Here is a 21,714-nt window from a genome sequence, read left to right as displayed (position 1 = left end):
AAGTCAGGCCTGTCAGTGGGGGGACTTACAGTGGATGGGTGCAGTCTTCGTCCATCCCCACCCCTGTGCCCGGACCCCGTCACGACCGTCTTGTCGTGCAGGGAGCCCGTGAGCACAACCTCAAGGACGTCTCCGTCGACATCCCCCGCGACGCCCTCGTGGTGTTCACCGGGCTGTCCGGCTCGGGCAAGTCCTCGCTCGCCTTCGACACCATCTTCGCCGAGGGGCAGCGCCGCTACGTCGAGTCTTTGTCCGCCTACGCCCGGATGTTCCTGGGCCAGATGGACAAGCCCGACGTCGACTTCATCGAGGGCCTGTCGCCCGCGGTGTCGATCGACCAGAAGTCGACCAACCGCAACCCGCGCTCGACCGTCGGCACGATCACCGAGGTCCATGACTACCTGCGTCTGCTCTACGCCCGTGTCGGTCGCCCCCACTGCCACGTCTGCGGCGAGCCGGTCGAGCGGCAGACCCCGCAGCAGATCGTCGACCGGCTGCTGGAGCTGCCCTCCGGCACCCGTTTCCAGCTGCTGGCGCCGGTCGTCAGAGGCCGCAAGGGCGAGTTCGTCGATCTCTTCTCCGAGCTGCAGGCCAAGGGTTTCGCCCGGGCCCGGGTGGACGGCGAGCTGGTGCAGCTGACCGACCCGCCCACCCTGGAGAAGCAGCGCAAGCACAGCATCGAGGTGGTCGTCGACCGGCTCGTCGCCAAGGCGGGGGAGCCGGCCGACGGTGACGGGGAACCGACCGTCGACCGCGCGTACGCCCGGCGCCTCACCGACTCCGTCGAGACGGCGCTCTCCCTGGCCGGGGGCATCGTCGTCGCCGAGTTCGTCGACGTGCCGGCCGAGGGGGAGGAGCCGGGCAGCCGGGGCCTGCCCGCGGACGCCGCCGGGGCCGAGCTGCCGCGGGAGCGCCGGTTCTCCGAGCGGATGGCCTGCCCGAACGAGCACCCCCTGTCGATCGACGAGATCGAGCCACGCTCGTTCTCCTTCAACAGCCCCTTCGGCGCCTGCCCGGAGTGCACCGGCATCGGCGTGGAGCTGGAGGTGGACCCCGAGCTCGTGGTGCGTGAGGACCAGAGCATCCTCGCCGGGGCGATCGTCGCCTGGTCCACCGCCAGCGGTGGCCTCAGCGACTACTTCCTGCGGGTGCTGGGCGGGCTCGCCGACGACCTCGACTTCCGCCTGGACGTGCCCTGGGGTGCCCTGCCCGGGCGGGCCAAGGACGCGATCCTGCACGGCTACAAGCACAAGGTGCATGTGCGCTACCGCAACCGGTTCGGCCGGGAGCGCAGCTACTCGACCGGCTTCGAGGGCGTCATCCCCTACATCAAGCGCAAGCACGGGGAGACCGAGTCCGACAGCAGCCGGGAGCGCTACGAGGGCTACATGCGTGAGGTGCCGTGCCCGGCGTGCAAGGGTGCCCGGCTCAAGCCGGAGATCCTGGCGATCCTCGTCGGCGGCCGGAGCATCGCCGAGGTCAGCGCGATGTCGATCGACGAGTGCGCCGAGTTCCTCGCCCAGGTGCAGTACACCCCGCGCGAGGCGGCGATCGCCGCCCAGGTGAGCCGGGAGATCGCGGCCCGGCTGGGCTTCCTGCTCGATGTCGGCCTGGACTACCTGTCCCTGGACCGGCCGGCCGGCACCCTCTCCGGCGGCGAGGCCCAGCGGATCCGGCTGGCCACCCAGATCGGCTCCGGCCTGGTCGGCGTGCTCTACGTGCTCGACGAGCCGAGCATCGGCCTGCACCAGCGGGACAACCACCGGCTCATCGAGACCCTGACCCGGCTGCGCGACCTCGGCAACACCCTCATCGTCGTGGAGCACGACGAGGACACGATCGCCACCGCCGACTGGGTCGTCGACATCGGCCCCGGCGCCGGTGAGCACGGCGGGCACGTCGTGCACAGCGGCTCCGTGAAGGACCTGCTCTCCCACCCCACGTCGATGACGGGCCAGTACCTCTCCGGCCGCAAGGCGATCCCGCTGCCGGAGACGCGGCGCCTGCAGGACGGCCGCGCGGTGGCGGTCCGGGGTGCGCGGGAGAACAACCTGCAGGACATCGACGTGAGCTTCCCGCTGAGCAACCTGGTGGCCATCACCGGCGTCAGCGGCTCGGGCAAGTCCACGCTGGTCAACGACATCCTCTACAAGGTGCTCGCCAACCAGCTCAACGGCGCCCGGCACGTCCCGGGGCGGCACCGCAGGGTGGACGGGCTGGACGAGCTCGACAAGGTGGTGCACGTCGACCAGAGCCCCATCGGCCGTACGCCCCGCAGCAACCCGGCGACCTACACCGGTCTGTTCGACCACATCCGCAAGCTGTTCGCCACCACGACCGAGGCCAAGGTCCGTGGCTACCTGCCCGGACGGTTCAGCTTCAACGTCAAGGGCGGGCGCTGCGAGGCCTGCTCCGGCGACGGCACGCTGAAGATCGAGATGAACTTCCTGCCGGACGTCTACGTCCCCTGCGAGGTCTGCCACGGTCGCCGCTACAACCGCGAGACGCTCGAGGTGCACTACAAGGGCCGGACCATCGCCGACGTCCTGGACATGCCGATCGAGGAGGCGGCCGAGTTCTTCGCCGCCGTCCCGGTGATCAGCCGGCACCTGAGCACGCTCAACCAGGTCGGCCTGGGGTATGTCCGCCTGGGCCAGCCGGCGACCACCCTCTCCGGCGGCGAGGCGCAGCGGGTCAAGCTGGCCGCCGAGCTGCAGAAGCGCTCGACCGGACGGACGATCTACGTCCTGGACGAGCCGACGACCGGGCTGCACTTCGAGGACATCCGGCGGCTGCTCGGCGTCCTGCAGGGCCTGGTGGACAAGGGCAACACGGTCCTGGTCATCGAGCACAACCTGGACGTGATCAAGTCGGCCGACTGGATCGTCGACATGGGCCCGGAGGGCGGCCGTGGCGGCGGCACCGTCGTCGTCGAGGGCACCCCGGAGCAGGTGGCCCGGCACGCCGGCAGCCACACCGGCCGGTTCCTGGCCCCGATCCTCGAGGTCAACCGGAGGTCCACGGCGTGAGCACCCCCACCAGGTCCGTGCTGCCGACCCGTCGTGCCGTCCTCGGCGGCGGGTGCGCGGCCGGCGCCGCAGCCCTGCTCTCCGCCTGCGGCGGTGACAGCGGTGGCGGGTCCACGCCGACCGTGGACGCGGACGGTGCGCTGCGGGTGCCGCTGGCCGACACCCCGGTGGGCGGCTCGACCTACTACCCGCAGGCCTCGGCACGGGTCATCGTCACCCAGCCCAGCGAGGGCCGGTGGCTCGCCTACGACGCCACCTGCACCCATGAGGGCTGCATGACCTCCAGCACCGACGACGACGGCAACCTGGTCTGCCCGTGCCACGGCAGCGTCTTCGACCCGGCCAGCGGCGCCCCGGTCTCCGGCCCGGCGCAGGAGCCGTTGGTCGCCCTGACCGTCGAGGTGGACGGGGAGGACCTGCTGATCCGTGGCTAGCCCCGCGTCCTACCGTCCCCGCACCGGTGAGATCCCCACCGAGCCCGGGGTCTACCGCTTCCGCGACCAGCACGACCGGGTCATCTACGTCGGCAAGGCGAGCAACCTGCGCTCCCGGCTGTCCTCCTACTTCCAGGACCTGTCGGCCCTGCACCCGCGGACCCGGCAGATGGTCACCACCGGGGCCCGGGTCGAATGGACCGTCGTCCGCAACGAGGTCGAGGCGCTGCAGCTGGAGTACTCCTGGATCAAGGAGTTCGACCCCCGGTTCAACGTCAAGTACCGCGACGACAAGTCCTACCCCTACCTCGCCGTCACGATGGGGGAGGAGTATCCCCGGGCCCAGGTGATGCGCGGCAAGAAGCGCCCCGGCACCCGCTACTTCGGCCCCTACACCCACGCATGGGCCATCCGGGAGACCCTGGACACCCTGCTGCGGGTCTTCCCGCTGCGGACCTGCTCGGCCGGTGTCTTCCGCCGGGCTGAGCAGGTGGGACGACCGTGCCTGCTCGGCTACATCGACAAGTGCTCGGCCCCCTGCGTGGGCCGGGTCAGTGCCGAGGAGCACCGGGAGATCGCCGAGGACTTCTGCGCCTTCATGGCTGGCGACACCGCTCGCTTCGTGCGGCGGCTGGAGGCCCAGATGCGGCAGGCGGCGGCCGAGCTCGACTTCGAGACCGCCGCCCGGCTGCGCGACGACGTGGGTGCCCTGACCCGGGCGCTGGAACGCTCGGCGGTCGTCCTGCCCGACAGCACCGACGCCGACGTCTTCGCCCTGGCCGACGACGAGCTGGAGGTCGCGGTGCAGGTCTTCCACGTCCGCGGCGGGCGGGTCAGGGGCCAGCGCGGCTGGGTCAGCGAGAAGGGCGCCGAGGACATGGGCTCGATCGTCGAACACCTGCTTCAGCAGGTCTACGGCCCCGAGCGCGGCGAGGACGTGCCCCGCGAGGTGCTGGTCCCGGTGCTGCCCGAGGGTCACGAGGAGCTCGAGATCTGGCTGTCCGAGCTGCGCGGGTCCCGGGTGCGGGTACGGGTGCCCCAGCGCGGTGACAAGAAGACCCTCATGCAGACGGTCGGGCGCAACGCGGAGCAGGCGCTGGCACGGCACAAGGTCACCCGCTCGGGCGACCTGACCCTGCGCTCCCAGGCCCTGCAGGAGCTCCAGGAGACCCTGGAGCTGGACGACGCCCCGCTGCGCATCGAGTCCTTCGACATCAGCCACGTGCAGGGCAGCGACGTCGTCGGCTCGATGGTCGTCTTCGAGGACGGCCTGGCGCGCAAGAGCGAGTACCGGCGGTTCATCGTCCGGCAGGGCACCGGTGACGACACGGCCGCGATGCACGAGGTCCTCACCCGCCGCTTCCGCCACCTGGTCCAGGCGCCCGCGCCCGCCGAGGACGACGGGCGGCCGGCGAAGTTCGCCTACCCGCCCAACCTGGTCGTCGTCGACGGCGGCCTGCCGCAGGTGCGCGCCGCGCAGCAGGCGCTGTCCGACCTGGGGATCACCGACGTGGCCGTCGTCGGCCTGGCCAAGCGGCTGGAGGAGGTGTGGCTGCCCGACCAGGAGTACCCCGTCGTCCTGCCCCGCTCCAGCGAGGCGCTCTACCTGCTCCAGCGGGTCCGTGACGAGGCGCACCGGTTCGCCAACGCCTTCCACCGCCAGCGCCGCTCGCGCAGCATGACGGTCAGCGCCCTGGACGGCATACCGGGCCTCGGCCCGGCCCGGCAGAAGGCGCTGCTGCGCCACTTCGGCTCGGTCAAGGCGCTGCGGGCGGCCGACCTGGACGAGCTGCAGGAGGTGCCCGGGGTCGGCCCGGCGCTCGCGCAGACCGTGCTGGCCAGGCTGCGCGACGAGCAACCCGGTCCGGCGGTTAACCTGAGCACGGGCGAGGTGCTCGACTGACCCGCTGGTCCCGCCACGGGCAGCACCCGCCCGCCGACGGGACGGAGCCCACTGTGACGACACCCGCCACCGGAACGCGCGAGGGCCTGTCCTCGCCCACACCGCCCACCTCGACCCCGGCACGCCACGACGTGGTCATCCTCACCGGCATGTCCGGGGCGGGCCGCACCACCGCCGGCGACGTGCTCGAGGACCGCGGGTGGTATGTCGTCGACAACCTGCCGCCCGCCATGGTGCCCCGGCTGATGGAGCTCACCGCCGACGACCCGCACCGGCAGAAGGTCGCGGTCATCGTCGACGTGCGCTCCCGCGACTTCACCACCGAGCTCAGCCGCGCCCTCGAGGACCTCGGTGCTGCGGGCTGGCAGCCGCGGATCATCTTCGTCGACTCCTCCGACGAGTCGCTGGTGCGGCGCTTCGAGGCGGTCCGGCGGCCGCACCCGCTGCAGGGGGAGGGGCTGCTGCTCGACGGCATCCGGCGCGAGCGTCGGATGCTCGGCGACCTGCGCTCCAACGCCGACATCGTCGTCGACACCAGCAACTACAACGTCCACCAGCTCAGCGCCAAGATCGACGACCTGCTGAGCACGAACGACGAGGTGCGCCTGCGCTTCGCCGTCGTCTCCTTCGGCTTCAAGTACGGCATCCCCCTGGACGCCGACGTGGTCCTCGACCTGCGCTTCCTGCCCAACCCCTACTGGATCCCCGAGCTGCGCCCCTTCACCGGGCAGGACGGCCCGGTCCGAGACTTCGTCCTCGGGCAGGACAACGCCGGTGACTTCCTCGACCACGCCGAGGCGATGCTGCGGACCGCCGTGCGCGGCTACCTGGCGGAGGGCCGGAGGTACCTCACCGTCGCCGTGGGATGCACCGGCGGCAAGCATCGATCGGTCGCGACCGCCGAGGAGCTGACCAGGCGGTTGATGGACCTGGACGAGGTCGGCGTGCAGCTGACCACCTTCCACCGGGACCTGGGGCGCGAGTGAGCGCGCCGCGGGTGGTCGCCCTCGGTGGCGGCCACGGGTTGTCGGCCTCGCTGCAGGCGCTGCGGCACATCACCGAGGCGATCACCGCCGTGGTCACCGTCGCCGACGACGGCGGCTCCAGCGGGCGGCTGCGTCAGGACTTCGACATCCTGCCGCCGGGCGACCTGCGGATGGCACTCGCCGCGCTCTGCGAGGACACCGTCTGGGGACACCAGTGGTCGGGCGTGCTGCAGCACCGGTTCGGCGGCGACGGCCACCTGGCGGGCCACGCCCTGGGCAACCTGCTGATCGTCGCCCTGTGGGACCTGCTGCCCGGGCAGGAGGTGCGGGGCCTGGACATGGTCGGTCGGCTGCTCAACACCCGCGGCCGGGTGCTGCCGATGTCACAGGTGCCGCTGGACATCGAGGCCACCGTGACGATGGACGGCCTCGCCGCGCCGGGCGGGGAGGGTGCCGGCGGCACGATCACCGTCCGTGGGCAGTCCCAGGTCGCCAAGCACCCGGGCCAGGTCACCTCGGTGCGCCTGCTGCCTGAGTCGCCGCCCGCGTGCCCCGAGGCGGTGGAGTCGATCAAGCTGGCGGACGTCGTCGTGCTGGGGCCGGGCTCGTGGTTCACCTCGGTCATGCCGCACCTGCTCGTGCCCGACCTGCTGCAGGCGCTGCGGGACACCCCGGCCCAGCGCGTGCTCACCCTGAACGTGAGCCTCACCGACGACGAGGACTCCGGCTACACCGTCGCCGACCACGTGAACGCCGTCGCCGCGCACGCGCCCGGGCTGAGCTTCGACCACGTCATCGCCGACCCTGGCGTCGTCCGGTCCGAGGCCGAGCACCAGGCCCTCGCCGAGGCGGTCGAGCGGGTGGGGGGCGAGCTGGTGCTGACCGCGGTCGCCAAGCTGGGCCGCCCCGGCCTGCACGACACCCTGCGGCTCGCCGCGGCATACCGCGACGTGATGAGCGGGGTGGTCTCGTGACCGCCGGCACAGGGCGGGATAGTAGTCTTCCGGAGGCCGGGCGGGGGCAGACCGGCGTGAACGACGCACCACGGACGAGAAGGATCAGCGCAGTGGCGATGACCGCGAAGGTCAAGGACGAGCTGGCCAGGCTCCCGGTGACCAAGACCTGTTGCCGCAAGGCTGAGGTCTCCACCATGCTGCGGTTCGCCGGCGGCCTGCACATCGTCGGTGGCCGCATCGTCATCGAGGCCGAGCTGGACACCGCCCAGAGCGCGCGCCGCCTGCGCGCCTTCATGGCCGAGGTCTACGGCTCCAGCAGCGAGGTCGTGGTGATGAGCCCCGGCGGCCTGCGCAAGCACACCAAGTATGTGGTGCGGGCCACCTCTGACGGTGAGTCCCTGGCCCGCCAGACCGGGCTGATCGACCACCGCGGTCGTCCCGTCCGCGGTCTGCCCCCGCGGGTCGTCGGCGCCTCCGTGTGCGACGCCGAGGCGGCCTGGCGGGGTGCCTTCCTGGCGCACGGGTCGATCACCGAGCCCGGTCGGTCCTCCGCCCTGGAGATCACCTGCCCCGGGCCCGAGGCCGCCCTGGCCCTGGTCGGGGCCGCGCGACGGCTGGGGATCCAGGCCAAGGCCCGGGAGGTGCGCGGCGTGGACAGGGTGGTCATCCGGGACGGCGACGCGATCGGGGCCATGCTCACCCGGCTCGGTGCACATGACGCGGTGCTGGCCTGGGAGGAGCGGCGGATGCGCCGCGAGGTGCGGGCGACCGCCAACCGGCTGGCCAACTTCGACGACGCGAACCTGCGGCGCTCCGCCCGCGCGGCCGTCGCCGCCGGGGCCCGCGTGGAGCGCGCCCTGGAGATCCTCGGCGAGGAGGTCCCGGAGCACCTGCGCGTGGCCGGCCAGCTGCGCCTGGAGCACAAGCAGGCCTCCCTGGAGGAGCTCGGCCAGCTCGCCGACCCGCCGATGACCAAGGACGCCGTGGCCGGTCGGATCCGGCGGCTGCTCGCGATGGCGGACAAGCGGGCCGAGGAGCTGGGGATGGAGGGGACTGAGGCCAACCTCACCCCCGACATGTTCGACGACTGAGCGCACCCCGCTCGCCGTCACCGGCGGCCACCGCAGGGACCCACGTCAGGGCGGGACGGTCCGTGCAGGCGGGTCATGAGCCTGGCGTGTGCAGGGATTGCGAGGGTCTGCCGAGGCCTGGGACGAGCGGTCCCCCGGGCACGCGCCGCCTACCGGCAACCGATAGGTTGGGCGGGAGACGGGAAGTCCGCGAGAGGTCGCGAGGAGTCCGGGAAGGAATCCTCGCAGCATCTCCGCGGGCTCTTCGAAAGCGGTGCACACCCGGTGCGCCGCCGACCCTCGAGGGAAGGTTGTCTGATCATGACCGTTCGTGTTGGCATCAACGGCTTCGGGCGCATCGGCCGCAACTTCACGCGCGCCGTGCTGGGCTCCGACGCCGACATCGAGATCGTGGCGGTGAACGACCTCACCGACAACGCCACGCTCGCGCACCTGCTGAAGTACGACTCGATCCTGGGCCGGCTGGAGGGCGAGGTGAGCTCCACCGAGGAGGAGATCTCCGTCGACGGCAAGGCCATCAAGGCCTTCGCCGAGAAGGACCCGAGCGCGCTGCCCTGGGGGGACCTGGGCGTCGACGTGGTCGTGGAGTCCACCGGCATCTTCACCGACGCGACCGCGGCCCAGAAGCACATCGACGCGGGGGCCAAGAAGGTCATCATCTCCGCGCCCGCCAAGAACGAGGACATCACCCTGGTGATGGGCGTCAACGAGGGTGACTACGACCCCGCCTCGCACCACATCGTCTCCAACGCCTCCTGCACCACCAACTGCCTGGCCCCGATGGCCAAGGTGCTGCACGAGGAGTTCGAGATCGTCAAGGGTCTGATGACCACGATCCACGCCTACACCGCCGACCAGAACCTGCAGGACGGGCCGCACAAGGACCTGCGTCGCGCCCGGGCCGCCGCCCTCAACATCGTGCCGACCAAGACGGGCGCCGCGCAGGCGGTGTCGCTGGTGCTGCCCGAGCTGAAGGGCAAGTTCGACGGCTACGCCCTCCGCGTCCCCGTCCCGACCGGCTCGGCCACCGACCTGACCTTCGAGGCGGGCCGCGAGGTGACCGTCGAGGAGGTCAACGCCGCCGTGAAGAAGGCGGCCGACGGCCCGCTGAAGGGGATCCTGAAGTACACCGAGGACCCGATCGTGTCCAAGGACATCGAGACCGACCCCCACTCGTGCATCTTCGACGCCGGCCTGACCAAGGTCATCGGCAACCAGGTCAAGGTCGTCGGCTGGTACGACAACGAGTGGGGCTACTCCTGCCGCCTGGTCGACCTCGTCGCCCTGGTCGGCGCCAAGCTCTGAGCCGATGCGCACCCTCTCCGACCTCGCCGAGCAGCTCGGCGGGCTGGCTGGCAAGACGATCCTGGTCCGCTCGGACCTCAACGTGCCGCTCGACGGCACCACCATCACCGACGATGGACGCGTGCGGGCCTCGGTCCCCACGATCCGCCACCTGACCGACGCCGGCGCCCGGGTCGTCGTCGTCGCCCACCTCGGCCGGCCCAAGGGCGCACCGGAGCCCCGCTACTCGCTGGCCCCGGTCGCGGACCGGCTGCGCGAGCTGCTCGGCCACATCACCCCGGTCACCTTCGTGGAGGAGACCGTCGGCGAGCGGGCCACCGAGGCGGTCAAGGCCATGTCGGACGGCGACGTCGTGGTGCTGGAGAACCTCCGGTTCAACCCGGGGGAGACCGCCAAGGACGACGACGAGCGCGGGGACTTCGCCCGGCAGCTCGCCGCCCTGGCCGACGGCTACGTCTCCGACGGCTTCGGGGTCGTGCACCGGGCCCAGGCCTCGGTCTACGACGTGGCCCAGGAGCTGCCGCACGCGGCGGGGATGCTGGTGCACGCCGAGGTCGAGGTGATGCGGGCGCTGCGTGAGCAACCACGCCGCCCCTACGCCGTCATCCTCGGCGGCGCCAAGGTCAGCGACAAGCTGGGGGTCATCGAGTCCCTCATCACCGTGGCGGACCGGCTCCTCGTCGGCGGCGGGATGGTCTTCACCTTCCTCAAGGCCCTCGGCCATGAGGTCGGGACCAGCCTGCTGGAGGAGGACCAGGTCGACACGGTCCGCGGCTATCTGGAGACCGCGACCGCCCGGGGCGTGGAGATCGTGCTCCCGGTCGACATCGTCGTGGCCGCCTCCTTCTCCGCCGACGCGGAGCACGAGGTGGTGGCGGCGGACGCCATCCCCGCGCACATGATGGGTCTGGACATCGGTCCGGCCTCGGAGAAGCTGTTCGCCGAGAAGCTCGACGACACCCAGACCGTCTTCTGGAACGGCCCCATGGGGGCCTTCGAGATGGACGCGTTCGCCTCGGGCACCAAGGCGGTCGCCGAGGCCCTGGTCAAGCGCACCAGGGCCGGCGCGCTCACCGTCGTCGGCGGGGGCGACTCCGCCGCGGCCGTGCGCGCCTTCGGCCACGCCGACGACGACTTCGGGCACATCTCCACCGGTGGTGGGGCCAGCCTGGAGTTCCTCGAGGGCAAGGAGCTGCCCGGCCTACAGGTACTGGAGGACTGATGGCGACCACGACGAGCAAGGGCACCCCGAGGACCGGACGCACGCCGTTGATGGCGGGCAACTGGAAGATGAACCTGGACCACCTCCAGGCCACCCACATGGTGCAGAAGCTGGACTGGACGCTGCGGGACGCGCGGCACGACTACGACCAGGTCGAGGTCGTCGTCCTGCCCCCCTTCACCGACCTGCGCTCGGTGCAGACGCTGGTCCAGGGCGACAAGCTCCGGCTCGGCTTCGGCGGGCAGGACCTCTCCCAGCACGACGAGGGGGCCTACACCGGGGAGATCTCCGGGGCCTTCCTGGCCAAGCTGGGCTGCACCTACGTGGTGGTCGGCCACAGCGAGCGCCGCGAGTACCACCGAGAGACCGACGAGCTGGTCGCCGCCAAGGTGCGCGCCGCCCTGCGGCACGGACTCACGCCGATCCTGTGCGTGGGGGAGCCCCTGGAGGTCCGCCAGGCAGGGCAGCACGTCGAGCATGTCGTGACCCAGCTCCGCGCCGCGCTGGACGGCCTGGAGGCCGAGCAGGTGGGCCAGGTGGTGGTCGCCTACGAGCCCGTGTGGGCGATCGGCACCGGGGAGGTCGCCACCCCCGACGACGCCCAGGAGGTGTGCGCCGCCATCCGCAGCACCGTGGGCGAGCTCGTCGGTGACGATGTCGCCGCCGGGCTGCGGGTGCTCTACGGCGGCTCGGTCAAGCCGGGCAACGTCGCGGAGATCATGTCCCGCGAGGACGTGGACGGGGCCCTGGTCGGGGGCGCCGCCCTGTCCGTGGACGACTTCGCCGCCATCGTGCGCTACCAGCACCACCACGGGGCTGGCTGAGACCGAGTGTCCGGGCGCGTTCACCGCTTCTCGGGCGCGCACGTTCGGTGACTGGCCCCTGCTGGGTTAGGCTGTCTGTCGCCCCGGATCCCTCACGGGTCCGGGGCGACAATCTTCTTGACCGGTCCGACGACAAGGTGTGTCCCGCGTGGAGTACGTGCGCTGGTTCCTCGATGGGCTGCTGGTCATCACCAGCTGCTTCCTCGTCCTGCTCATCCTGATGCACAAGGGCAAGGGCGGCGGCATGTCCGACATGTTCGGCGGCGGCATGAGCAGCAGCCTCGGTGGCTCCTCCATCGCCGAACGCAACCTGAACCGGATCACCGTCGGTATGGCCCTCGTCTGGGCCGGTGTCATCGTCGCCATCGGTGTCCTCGTCCGCTTCTCCTGAGAGCGCCCGTCCTCTTTCGGACCGGCACCAGATCTCCGCCGAACACACGCTGCACCGGCCAGGTGCTCGCCACGGGACGGGTGCCGGGGTTACGCTGAGACCAGGGACGGCATACCTCACCCGTGCGGGTGTGCCCGTCGACAGTCTGTGCAAGGAGGCAAGATGGCTGGCGCCAACGCGATCCGGGGAAGCCGGGTCGGTTCTGGGCCCATGGGCGAGAGCGAGCGGGGGGAGGCTGCCCCCAGGATCTTCGTGAGCTACTGGTGTGGCAACGGCCACGAGACGACCCCCAGCTTCGCCCAGGGCACTGAGGTGGAGATCCCCCAGGTGTGGGACTGCCCCCGGTGCGGGCTCCCCGCGGGGCGGGACCGGGACGCGCCACCAGAACCGCCCCGTACCGAGCCGTACAAGACCCACCTGGCCTACGTCAAGGAGCGCCGCAGCGACCAGGAGGGCGAGTCGCTGCTGGAGGAGGCGCTGCGCACCCTGCGGGAGCGCGGGGTGGGCGCAGGGTCCAGCGAGTAGGAGAACGCGAGTAGGAGAACGCGCGTAGGAGAACGCGAGCAAGGCCGCGAGCAGCCGCCCGCGTCCACATCACAGGAGCAGTCCCAGCAGCGGACGGGCGTCCCGCTCAGGTGACGAGGGGCAGCCCCTCGCACAGGGCGCGGGCGTAGACCTCGTCGGGGTCCAGGCGGCGCAGCTCCTCGGCCAGCGCCTCGGGCAACGACGGGGTATGCAGTGCCACCAGGCGGGGCGGGGTCCCCGGCCTGGTGAGGGTGGCGGTGTCCGAGCCGTCCTCGCTGCGGATCAGCTCGATCGGGCCGGAGCCGCGCACCAGACGTACCCCGACCAGGCCACTGCCCTCCGGCGTGCCGAGCTGCGTGACGGGGCACCGCAGCGACTCGGCCAGCCACCCGGCGAGCAGGTCACCGCTGGGTCGCCCCGGCTCGCCGAGCACCTCGACCGAGGTGACCGGTTCGTAGGGCCTTCCGTCCAGGGAGGAGGCCAGCAGCGCCCGCCACCGGGTGAGGCGGGTCCACGCCAGGTCGGTGTCGCCGGGTCGGTAGTACCGCGCCCGGCGCCGCAGCTGCGCGGCCGGGTCGGTGCACCGGTCGGCATCGGTCACCCGGCGCAGCGCCATGCTGCCCAGCGGCGTGCCGGCCACGTCCTCCTCGCTGTCACCGGGCCACCAGGCCACGACGGGGGAGTCAGGCAGCAGGAGTGGGATGACGACGGCGCTGCCGTGCCGGGTCAGCTCCCCGTGCAGCCGGAGCACCACGACCTCGGAGGCGCCCGCGTCCCCGCCGACGCGGATCTCCGCGTCCAGCCGGTCCGGAGATCCCTGCTCGACGTGCTCGTCACTCGGCTCGTCATCGCGCTGATCGACGGGCGTGTTCACCGGTACCACCACCAGGATGCGCGCCGGGTGCTGGCGGGTGGCCTCGTTGGCGGCGCTGACGGCGCGGTCCAGGCCGTCCTCGTCGACCGAGACCAGCAGGGTGAGCACCCGGCCCATCGCCATCGCCCCGACCTCCTGTCGGAGCTGGACCAGGCGCTGGGCGACGTCCCGGGTCGAGGCGTCGGGCAGGTCGACGATCACGGCAACCTCCACTCCCGGCCGTCCCGACGGAGCAGCTCCTCGGCGGTCGCCGGGCCCCAGGAGCCTGCCGGGTAGTCCTGCGGAGGCTCGCCGTCGGCCTGGGCGGCTGCCCAGTGCTCGATCACCGGGTCCAGGATGCGCCAGGACTGCTCGACCTCCTCGTGGCGGGGGAACAGCGGCGGCTCGCCGAGCAGCACGTCGAGGATGAGCCGTTCGTAGGCCTCGGGGCTGGACTCGGTGAACGAGGCGCCGTAGCCGAAGTCCATCGACACGTCCCGCACCTCCATCTGGCTGCCGGGCACCTTGGAGCCGAAGCGGACCGTGACGCCCTCGTCGGGCTGGACCCGGATGACGAAGGCGTTGGCGCCCAGCTCCTCGGTCGCCGTGCTGCTGAACGGCTGGCGGGGTGCCCGACGGAAGATCACCGCGATCTCGGTGACCCGCTTGCCGAGCCGCTTGCCGGTGCGCAGGTAGAAGGGCACGCCGGCCCACCGGCGGGTCTGCACGTCCAGCCGGAGCGCGGCATACGTCTCGGTGCCCCGGTCGGCCTCGACGCCCTCCTCCTCGACGTAGCCGGCCACCTTGGTCGAGCCCTGCCAGCCCGGGCCGTACCGGCCGCGCGCGGTCGTCGCGTCCAGGTCCTCGCCCAGGGTCACGGCCGCCAGCACCTTCTCCTTCTCGGAGCGGACCGCGTCCGCAGTGAACGACAGCGGCTCCTCCATCGCGGTGAGGGCGAGCAGCTGGAGCAGGTGGTTCTGGATGACGTCGCGGGCCGCGCCGACGGTGTCGTAGTAGCCGGCCCGGCCGCCGATGCCGATGTCCTCGGCCATGGTGATCTGCACATGGTCGACGTAGTGACGGTTCCAGACCGGTTCGAAGACCTGGTTGGCGAACCGGAAGGCGAGGATGTTCTGCACCGTCTCCTTGCCCAGGTAGTGGTCGATCCGGAAGACCGAGTCCGGCGGGAAGACCGCCTCGACGATCTGGTTGAGCTCCTGGGCGCTGGCCAGGTCGTGGCCGAACGGCTTCTCGATGACCACCCGCCGCCAGGTCCCCTCGCTCGGGTCGGACAGCCCGCTGCGCTGCAGCTGCTCGCAGACGGTCCCGAACCAGGACGGCGGGATGGACAGGTAGAAGGCGTGGTTGCCGCCCGTGCCCCGCTCCTCGTCCAGCTCGGCGACGGTCCGCGCCAGCTCGGCGAAGGCCTCGTCGTCGTCGAAGGCGCCGGAGACGAACCGGAAGCCCTCGGCCAGCGATCGCCATACCTCGTCGCGGAACGGGGTGCGGGCGTTCTCGCGCACGGCCTCCCGCACCACCTCCGCGAAGTCCTGGTCCGCCCAGTCCCGACGGGCGAAGCCGACGAGCGAGAATCCGGGGGGCAGCAGCCCGCGGTTGGCCAGGTCGTAGATGGCCGGCATGAGCTTCTTGCGCGCCAGGTCACCCGTCACCCCGAACATCACCATGCTGCACGGACCCGCGATGCGGGGCAGCCGCTTGTCGTCCGGGTCCCGCAGCGGGTTGGGCGGAGTGCCCCTCACCAGGGCAGCACCTGCCGCAGCTGCTCGAGGCCCGCGTCGCGCTCGGTCAGGTGCAGGCGTAGCACCGGACGCTCGTGCTCGGCCAGCACCCGAGCATCGCCGGCCGCCTGGGCCGCGATGAACTCCCCGAAGGTGTAATCCTTTCCGGGCACCGGCAGGTCCTGGACCGGGGCCGCGGTCACCTGCAGGTAGACGCCCTGGGCGGGGCCACCCTTGTGGTACTGACCGGTGGAGTGCAGGAAGCGGGGTCCCCAGCCGAAGGTCACCGGCCGCCCCGTCCGTCCGACCAGGCCGGGTTGCATCCCGGTCAGGTCAGCCAGGTGGAGCCGATCCAGGTAGGCCATGACCGCCAGGTAGCCGCGCTGCGGGTCGAGCTGGCCCAGCAGGGCCTGCACCGCACCGGCCAGGTCGGTCACATCGTCAGGCAGCCACCCGCCCAGGGCCCGGACCTCGACGACACCGTCCGCGAGCGCGGCAGCCTCGCCGGAGCCGGCGCCCTCGGCCATGATCTGGCGGGCGGCCTCCTTGGCGCTCTCCACGTCCGGCTGGTCGAAAGGGTTGATCCCGAGCAGCCGGCCGGCCGCGGCGGTGGCGACCTCCCAGAGCAGGAGCTGGGCCCCCAGGGATCCCGTGACGTTGACCTGGGACTCCGCACCGCCGTTCGGCAGGCGCTCACCGTCGTCGCTCTCCTCGACGTCGGGGGCCAGCACCACGACCGTGCAGTCGCTGGTGTCGGTGAGGCCTTCGGTCGGTCCTGCACCGGCAGGCGTCACGACCGGCAGCACGCCGGTGCCGGACTTGCCGGTCGACTCCGCGATGAGCTGCTCGGCCCAGTCGGCCAGACCGACGATGCCGGACCCGACGTCGGTGAAGAGCAGCTTGTCGCGCAGCGGCTCGGTGCCGGCCAGGGCGGCGGCGAGCCGCAGCCCCGGGTTCCCGGAGTCGTCCTCGGCGAGCAGGTCGGCGACCTCCTCGGCCTCGTCCAGCAGGGCGCCCACGTCCACCCCGGCCAGGCCGGAGGGAACCAGCCCGAAGGCGGTCAGCGCCGAGTAGCGGCCGCCGACGTCGGGGTCGGCGTTGACCACCCGGTAGCCGCCCTCCCGGGACTGCGTGTCCAGAGGGCTGCCGGGGTCGGTGACGATGACCACGCGCTCGGTCGGGTCGATGCCCGCGTCGGTGAACGCCTGGACGAAGGCGCGTCGCTGGCTGTCGGTCTCCAGCGTGGAGCCCGACTTGGAGGACACCACGACGACGGTCCGCTCCAGGTCCTCCTGCACCGCGGCACGCACCATGTCCGGGTCAGAGCTGTCCAGCACGACGAGCGGCCGCCCCGCAGTCGCGCAGATGACCTCCGGGGCGAGCGAGGACCCGCCCATGCCGCACAGCACCACCCGGTCGACGCCGCGCTCGCGCAGCTCCTCCCGCAGGGCCGCGATCTCTCCGACGAGGGGCCGGGAGGTGCGGGGAAGCCCCACCCAGGCGAGCCGCTTGGCGGCCTCCTCCTGGGCCTCGGGGCCCCACAGCTGCGCGTCCTGGGCGAACAGGCGCGAGGCGAAGCGCTCCTGGACCAGGTCGGGCAGGTGACGCTCGACGGCGTCGGCGGCAGCACCGAGCGCCTCCACGGTGAGGGCTGTCATGACGAGGACCCCGAGGACCCGTCCGACCCGCCAGACCCGGCGGAGCCGGCCTTGTCCAGCTCATCCTGCACGGACTCCAGCAGCTCCGCCCAGGACTTCTCGAACTTGTCCACGCCCTCGACCTCGAGCAGGTCGACGACCTCGGGGTAGGAGACGCCCACCCGCTCCAGGTCGTCGAGCATCTGCTGCGCCTCGGCGTAGCCGCCGGTGATGGTGTCGCCGTGCAGCTCGCCGTGGTCGACGGTGGCCTCCAGCGTCTTGCTGGGCATGGTGTTGACGGTGTCCGCCGCCACCAGCTCGGTGACGTAGAGAGTGTCCGGGTAGTCCGGGTTCTTGACGCCGGTCGAGGCCCACAGGGGACGCTGCAGGTGGGCGCCGTGGTCCCGCAGATTGGCCCAGCGCGGGGTGGAGAAGACCTCCTCGAAGGCCTGGTAGGCGAGGCGTGCGTTGGCCAGGCCGGCCTTGCCGCGCAGCGCCAGCGCCTCGTCGGTGCCGATCGCCTCCAGGCGCTTGTCGATCTCGGCGTCCACGCGGGAGACGAAGAAGCTGGCGACCGAGCGGATGGTGGACAGGTCGCGGCCCTGCTCCAGGGCCTGCTCGAGACCCGTCAGGTAGGCGTTCATCACCCCGCGGTAACGGTCCAGGCTGAAGATCAGGGTGACGTTGACGCTGATGCCCGCCGTGAGGGCCTGGCTGATCGCCGGCAGCCCTTCGACGGTGGCGGGGATCTTCACCAGCAGGTTGGGCCGGTCGATCTCGCTCCACAGCTGCTCGGCCATCTGCACGGTGCCGGCGGTGTCCTTGGCCAGCCGGGGGTCGACCTCGATCGAGACCCGGCCGTCCTGCCCACCGGTGGCCTCGAACGTCGGCAGGAAGATGTCGCAGGCGTTGCGCACGTCCTGCGTGGTCAGCGCGTGCACCGCGGCGTCCACGTCGGCGCCTGACGCGGCGAGCTCGCGCACCTGGTCGCTGTAGGCCTCGCCCTCGGACAGCGCGGTGGCGAAGATCGTCGGGTTGGTGGTGACCCCGAGCACCCCGCGGTCGATGTACTGCTGCAGGTCGCCGTCGGTGATCATCGGACGGTTGAGGTCGTCCAGCCACACCGAGACACCCGACTCGGCGAGCTCGTGCAAGGTGGTCCGGGCGGCCTCCCGGTCACCGGTGGCGCCCTCGGTGGGCTCGGAGGTCGGCTTCTGGTCGCTCATCCTGGTCTCTCCTTCGACTCGCTGCTGGAACTGGTGCTGGGATCGCGCTGTTGGGGGCTCCCGCTGAGACTGCCGGGAAGGGCCTGGCCTCAGCGCTGGGTCTCGTCGGTGGACCGGGTGCCGCCCTCTCCGGCGTCACCCAGGGTGCTGTCCTCGCCCTGCGGCTCCCGCGGGAGGCCCTGCCCGGGCGCGGGGTCACCCTGGGCGGCCTGCAGCGACTCACGGGCCGCGTCGACCACGGCCTCGGCGGTGATGCCGAACTCCTGGTAGAGCCGCTCGTAGTTAGCCGAGGCCCCGAAGTGCTCGATGCTCACGCTGCGGCCGGCGTCGCCGACCAGCTCCCGCCAGCCCAGGGAGATGCCGGCCTCGACCGAGACCCGTGCCCGCACGGCCGCCGGCAGGACCTCCTCGCGGTAGGCGGTGTCCTGCTCGTCGAACCACTCGCGGCACGGCATCGAGACCACGCGGGTCGGGACGCCCTGCGCCTGCAGGGTCTCCCGGGCGGCGACGGCCAGCTGCACCTCGGAGCCGGTGCCGATGAGGATGACCTCGGGCGTGCCGCCCTCGGCCTCGGCCAGGACGTAGGCGCCCCGGGCGACGCCCTCGGCGGACGCCATACCGCCCTCGCCCCGGTCGAAGGTCGGCACGTTCTGGCGGGTCAGGGCCAGGGCGGAGGGGTGGTCGACGGTCTGCAGGATGGTCCGCCAGGCCACCGCCGTCTCGTTGGCGTCGGCCGGGCGCACCACGTCGAGGCCCGGGATGGCGCGCAGCGCTGCCAGGTGCTCGATCGGCTGGTGGGTCGGCCCGTCCTCGCCCAGCCCGATGCTGTCGTGGGTCCAGACGTAGATGACCGGGGCCTGCTGGATGGACGCCAGCCGGACCGCCGGGCGCATGTAGTCGGAGAAGACCAGGAAGGTGCCGCCGTAGGGGCGGGTCAGCCCCTCGAGCGCGATCCCGTTGAGGATCATGCCCATCGCGTGCTCGCGGATGCCGAAGTGCAGGGTGCGGCCGTACTCGTGGCCGGGGAACATCTTCGTGGCCTTGCCCGACGGGACGAAGCTGGTCTCACCCTTCATCGTGGTGTTGTTGGAGCCGGCGAGGTCGGCGGAGCCGCCCCACAGCTCGGGCATCACCGGGGCCAACGCGCTCAGCACCTCGCCGGAGGCCTTGCGTGTCGCCATGCCCTTCTCGTCGGCGTCGAAGGTGGGGATCGCGTCGGCCAGGCCCTCGGGCAGGGTCTTGTCCTGCAGCCGGTCGAGGAGGGCCGCGCCCTCGGGGTTGCTCTGGCGCCAGGCGTCGTAGCGCTCCTGCCAGGCGGACCGGGCCTGCTGGCCGCGGTCGATCACCGCGCGGACGTGCTCGAGCACCTCCGGCTCCTTCGGGAAGGACTGCTCGGGGTCGAAGCCCAGCAGCTTCTTGGTGGCCGCAACCTCCTCCGCGCCCAGGGCGGACCCGTGCGAGGCGCCGGTGTCCTGGGCCTCCGGAGCAGGCCAGGCGATGATGGTGCGCAGCAGGACCAGGGTCGGCTTGTCGGTGCGCTCACGGGAGGCCTGCAGGGCGGCGTACAGGGCGTCGACGTCCTCGACGTAGTCGCCCTCACGCTGGTCGACACCCTCCTCGGCGGACCCGCCGGTGCTCCCGGCGCTGCCGCGCCAGTCCACGGTCTCCACGTGCCAGCCGTAGGCCTCGTAGCGCTTGGCCACGTCCTCGCTGAAGGAGATGTCGGTGTCGTCCTCGATCGAGATGTAATTCTGGTCGTAGACGACGGTGAGGTTGGACAGCTCCTGGTGCCCCGCCAGCGACGACGCCTCGGAGCTGACGCCCTCCATGATGTCGCCGTCGGAGGCGATGACCCAGATGTGGTGGTCGAAGGGGGACTCGCCGGGGGCGGCGTCAGGGTCGAGCAGCCCGCGCTGGCGGCGTTGGGCCATCGCCATCCCGACCGCCGAGGCCAGCCCGGACCCGAGCGGGCCCGTGGTGATCTCCACCCCCGTGGTGTGGTGGACCTCGGGGTGGCCGGGGGTCGCGCTGCCCCAGGTGCGCAGTGCCTGCAGGTCCGACAGCTCCAGGCCGTAGCCGTGCAGGTAGAGCTGGACGTACTGGGTGAGGCTGGAGTGGCCGGCGGACAGCACGAACCGGTCTCGGCCCAGCCAGTGCGGCTCGGAAGGGTCGTGCACCATGACGTTCTGGTAGAGCAGGTAGGCCAGGGGCGCCAGGCTCATCGCCGTGCCGGGGTGCCCGCTGCCGACGTTCTCGACCGCGTCCATCGCCAGCACCCGGACCGTGTCCACCGCCCGGACGTCCGCGTCGGTCCACCCGACCTGTTCGGCGACCGGTCGGGACAGGCTCTGGTCCCGGCCGGAGGTGAAGGTCTGCTCGGATGCGCTCACGAAGATCTCTCCTGACGTAGGGGGCCGGACGCGGGCGTGTCCGCGGGCGGTCACGCCATACCTGACCTTAGCCCTCCCCGGCCCCGGGACGCTGGTCGAGGGCGGGGCCGAGGGCCGGTGGACGGGCGGGCTGGGGCGAGCCCGGGGCCGCCCAGCGAGTACCATCGACGGAAGGCCGTGCCGAGGGCGCGGCCTTCCCCCGGCTCCCGACCCTGAAGGACACCGTGACCTCGCTCGACCCACGTTCCGCGCCCCCGGTCCAGGGACACGAGGGTCGGCCGGACCGCCGGGGGGCCGGCGCGGTGGGCGCCGTCGTCAAGGACTACGTGTCGCTGACCAAGCCGCGGATCATCGAGCTGCTGCTGGTCACCACCTTCCCGGTGATGTTCCTCGCCGAGCGTGGGGTGCCCTCCGTCTGGCTCATCGTCGCCACCCTGATCGGTGGCTCGCTCGCGGCCGCCTCGGCCAACACCCTCAACTGCGTGCTGGACCGCGACATCGACGCGCAGATGCAGCGCACGGCCAACCGGCCGCTGGTGACCGGGACCATCCCGGTGCGCAACGCGGTCGTCTTCGGCGCGGTGCTGGGCGTGGCCTCGGTGCTGTGGCTCGGGCTCGTCGTCAACTGGTTCTCGGCCTGGCTCGCGCTGGGCGCGATCCTGCTCTACGTCGTCTTCTACACCATGGTGCTCAAGCGCCGCACCAGCCAGAACATCGTCTGGGGCGGGGTCGCCGGGTGCATGCCGGTCCTCATCGGCTGGTCGGCGGTCACCAACTCGCTGTCGTGGTCGGCCGTCATCCTCTTCCTGGTCGTCTTCTTCTGGACGCCGCCGCACTACTGGCCGCTGTCGATGCGCTTCCGCGAGGACTACGCCAACGCCGGCGTGCCGATGCTGCCCGTCGTCGCCGAGGACACCGCGGTCGGCCGGCAGGTGGTGCTCTACGCCTGGGCGACCGTGCTGGCCTCCCTGGTGCTCATCCCGGTCGCGCCGATGGGCTGGGTGTATGCCGTGGTCGCGGTGGTCTCCGGGGCGCTGTTCGTCGTGGAGTCCCACCGCCTGCACTCCCGGGCCAAGGCCGGCGTAACCGGCAAGCGGCTGGGGGCCATGCGCCTGTTCCACTACTCGATCAGCTACCTGACCCTGCTCTTCCTGGGGGTCGCGGTCGACCCGCTGCTGTACTACCCGCTGCCACTGTGAACGT

Annotated in this window: 17 protein-coding genes; 12 read left to right on the top strand and 5 right to left on the bottom strand. The window is 71.8% G+C overall.

Translation table 11 applies throughout. The features are described from left to right. The first annotated feature begins 38 nt into the window (after positions 1–38). The 11 genes from uvrA (at position 39) to ESZ52_RS10875 (ending at position 12,666) form a co-directional block, all read left to right on the top strand. Complete coding sequence (gene uvrA / locus ESZ52_RS10925; protein WP_425600012.1) at positions 39–3,029, top strand: excinuclease ABC subunit UvrA; 2,991 nt, start codon at positions 39–41, stop codon at positions 3,027–3,029. Beyond that, the gene (locus ESZ52_RS10920; protein ID WP_131104965.1) at positions 3,026–3,463 is read left to right on the top strand and encodes a QcrA and Rieske domain-containing protein; all 438 of its coding nucleotides are present in this window, start codon (positions 3,026–3,028) and stop codon (positions 3,461–3,463) included. The genes uvrA and ESZ52_RS10920 overlap by 4 nt, the downstream gene beginning before the upstream one ends. Continuing rightward, positions 3,456–5,366, top strand: a complete 1,911-nt coding sequence (gene uvrC, locus ESZ52_RS10915; protein WP_131104964.1) for an excinuclease ABC subunit UvrC — start codon at positions 3,456–3,458, stop codon at positions 5,364–5,366. The genes ESZ52_RS10920 and uvrC overlap by 8 nt, the downstream gene beginning before the upstream one ends. A 53-nt stretch (positions 5,367–5,419) precedes the next feature. Continuing rightward, positions 5,420–6,352, top strand: coding sequence for an RNase adapter RapZ (rapZ, locus tag ESZ52_RS10910; protein WP_202865323.1), 933 nt, complete (start codon positions 5,420–5,422; stop codon positions 6,350–6,352). Next, complete coding sequence (locus ESZ52_RS10905) at positions 6,349–7,326, top strand: gluconeogenesis factor YvcK family protein (RefSeq protein ID WP_181010025.1); 978 nt, start codon at positions 6,349–6,351, stop codon at positions 7,324–7,326. Before rapZ ends, ESZ52_RS10905 begins: the two co-directional genes overlap by 4 nt. A 92-nt stretch (positions 7,327–7,418) precedes the next feature. Further along, positions 7,419–8,399 carry a DNA-binding protein WhiA gene (gene whiA / locus ESZ52_RS10900; protein WP_131104962.1) on the top strand — a complete coding sequence of 327 codons (981 nt, stop codon included), beginning with the start codon at positions 7,419–7,421 and terminating at the stop codon, positions 8,397–8,399. Between the two features lie 300 nt (positions 8,400–8,699). Continuing rightward, complete coding sequence (gene gap, locus ESZ52_RS10895; RefSeq protein ID WP_131104961.1) at positions 8,700–9,704, top strand: type I glyceraldehyde-3-phosphate dehydrogenase; 1,005 nt, start codon at positions 8,700–8,702, stop codon at positions 9,702–9,704. 4 nt (positions 9,705–9,708) lie between these two features. Beyond that, entirely contained in the window at positions 9,709–10,926 is a 1,218-nt protein-coding gene (locus tag ESZ52_RS10890) for a phosphoglycerate kinase (RefSeq protein ID WP_131104960.1), read from the top strand. Beyond that, positions 10,926–11,750 carry a triose-phosphate isomerase gene (gene tpiA / locus ESZ52_RS10885; RefSeq protein ID WP_131104959.1) on the top strand — a complete coding sequence of 275 codons (825 nt, stop codon included), beginning with the start codon at positions 10,926–10,928 and terminating at the stop codon, positions 11,748–11,750. The genes ESZ52_RS10890 and tpiA overlap by 1 nt, the downstream gene beginning before the upstream one ends. Before the next feature lie 148 nt (positions 11,751–11,898). Beyond that, positions 11,899–12,141, top strand: a complete 243-nt coding sequence (secG, locus tag ESZ52_RS10880) for a preprotein translocase subunit SecG (protein ID WP_131106569.1) — start codon at positions 11,899–11,901, stop codon at positions 12,139–12,141. A 162-nt stretch (positions 12,142–12,303) separates the two neighbouring features. Further along, positions 12,304–12,666, top strand: a complete 363-nt coding sequence (locus ESZ52_RS10875) for an RNA polymerase-binding protein RbpA (RefSeq protein ID WP_131104958.1) — start codon at positions 12,304–12,306, stop codon at positions 12,664–12,666. A 106-nt stretch (positions 12,667–12,772) separates the two neighbouring features. Here ESZ52_RS10875 and ESZ52_RS10870 read toward each other — a convergent pair whose 3' ends face one another. The 5 genes from ESZ52_RS10870 to ESZ52_RS10850 all read right to left on the bottom strand — a co-directional run bounded on the left by ESZ52_RS10870 (position 12,773) and on the right by ESZ52_RS10850 (position 20,511). Further along, the gene (locus tag ESZ52_RS10870; protein WP_131104957.1) at positions 12,773–13,741 is read right to left on the bottom strand and encodes a glucose-6-phosphate dehydrogenase assembly protein OpcA; all 969 of its coding nucleotides are present in this window, start codon (positions 13,739–13,741) and stop codon (positions 12,773–12,775) included. Continuing rightward, entirely contained in the window at positions 13,738–15,279 is a 1,542-nt protein-coding gene (zwf, locus tag ESZ52_RS10865; protein ID WP_238154597.1) for a glucose-6-phosphate dehydrogenase, read from the bottom strand. The genes ESZ52_RS10870 and zwf overlap by 4 nt, the downstream gene beginning before the upstream one ends. Next, the gene (locus ESZ52_RS10860; protein ID WP_131104955.1) at positions 15,276–16,916 is read right to left on the bottom strand and encodes a glucose-6-phosphate isomerase; all 1,641 of its coding nucleotides are present in this window, start codon (positions 16,914–16,916) and stop codon (positions 15,276–15,278) included. The genes zwf and ESZ52_RS10860 overlap by 4 nt, the downstream gene beginning before the upstream one ends. Then, complete coding sequence (gene tal, locus ESZ52_RS10855) at positions 16,913–18,121, bottom strand: transaldolase (RefSeq protein WP_131104954.1); 1,209 nt, start codon at positions 18,119–18,121, stop codon at positions 16,913–16,915. Before tal ends, ESZ52_RS10860 begins: the two co-directional genes overlap by 4 nt. An 89-nt stretch (positions 18,122–18,210) precedes the next feature. After that, positions 18,211–20,511, bottom strand: coding sequence for a transketolase family protein (locus tag ESZ52_RS10850; RefSeq protein ID WP_238154596.1), 2,301 nt, complete (start codon positions 20,509–20,511; stop codon positions 18,211–18,213). A 224-nt stretch (positions 20,512–20,735) separates the two neighbouring features. On the opposite strand from ESZ52_RS10850, the gene ESZ52_RS10845 reads away from it, so the two are divergent. Beyond that, positions 20,736–21,710: a heme o synthase gene (locus ESZ52_RS10845; RefSeq protein WP_131104952.1), complete on the top strand. Its 975-nt coding sequence runs from the start codon at positions 20,736–20,738 to the stop codon at positions 21,708–21,710. Positions 21,711–21,714 lie beyond the last annotated feature (4 nt).

Origin of the sequence: Ornithinimicrobium sufpigmenti, assembly GCF_004322775.1 — a bacterium.
Taxonomy (GTDB): Bacteria; Actinomycetota; Actinomycetes; order Actinomycetales; family Dermatophilaceae; genus Ornithinicoccus; species Ornithinicoccus sufpigmenti.
Note: the sequence above shows the minus strand (reverse complement) of the source record. Positions and strands in the feature narration are given on the sequence as shown.

Coding starts and splice junctions, on each gene's coding strand:
- gap (WP_131104961.1), top strand. CDS start 8,700: ATGACCGTTCGTGTTGGCATCAACGGCTTCGGGCGCATCGGCCGCAAC.
- ESZ52_RS10890 (WP_131104960.1), top strand. CDS start 9,709: ATGCGCACCCTCTCCGACCTCGCCGAGCAGCTCGGCGGGCTGGCTGGC.
- tpiA (WP_131104959.1), top strand. CDS start 10,926: ATGGCGACCACGACGAGCAAGGGCACCCCGAGGACCGGACGCACGCCG.
- ESZ52_RS10875 (WP_131104958.1), top strand. CDS start 12,304: ATGGCTGGCGCCAACGCGATCCGGGGAAGCCGGGTCGGTTCTGGGCCC.
- ESZ52_RS10860 (WP_131104955.1), bottom strand. CDS start 16,916: ATGACAGCCCTCACCGTGGAGGCGCTCGGTGCTGCCGCCGACGCCGTC.
- tal (WP_131104954.1), bottom strand. CDS start 18,121: ATGAGCGACCAGAAGCCGACCTCCGAGCCCACCGAGGGCGCCACCGGT.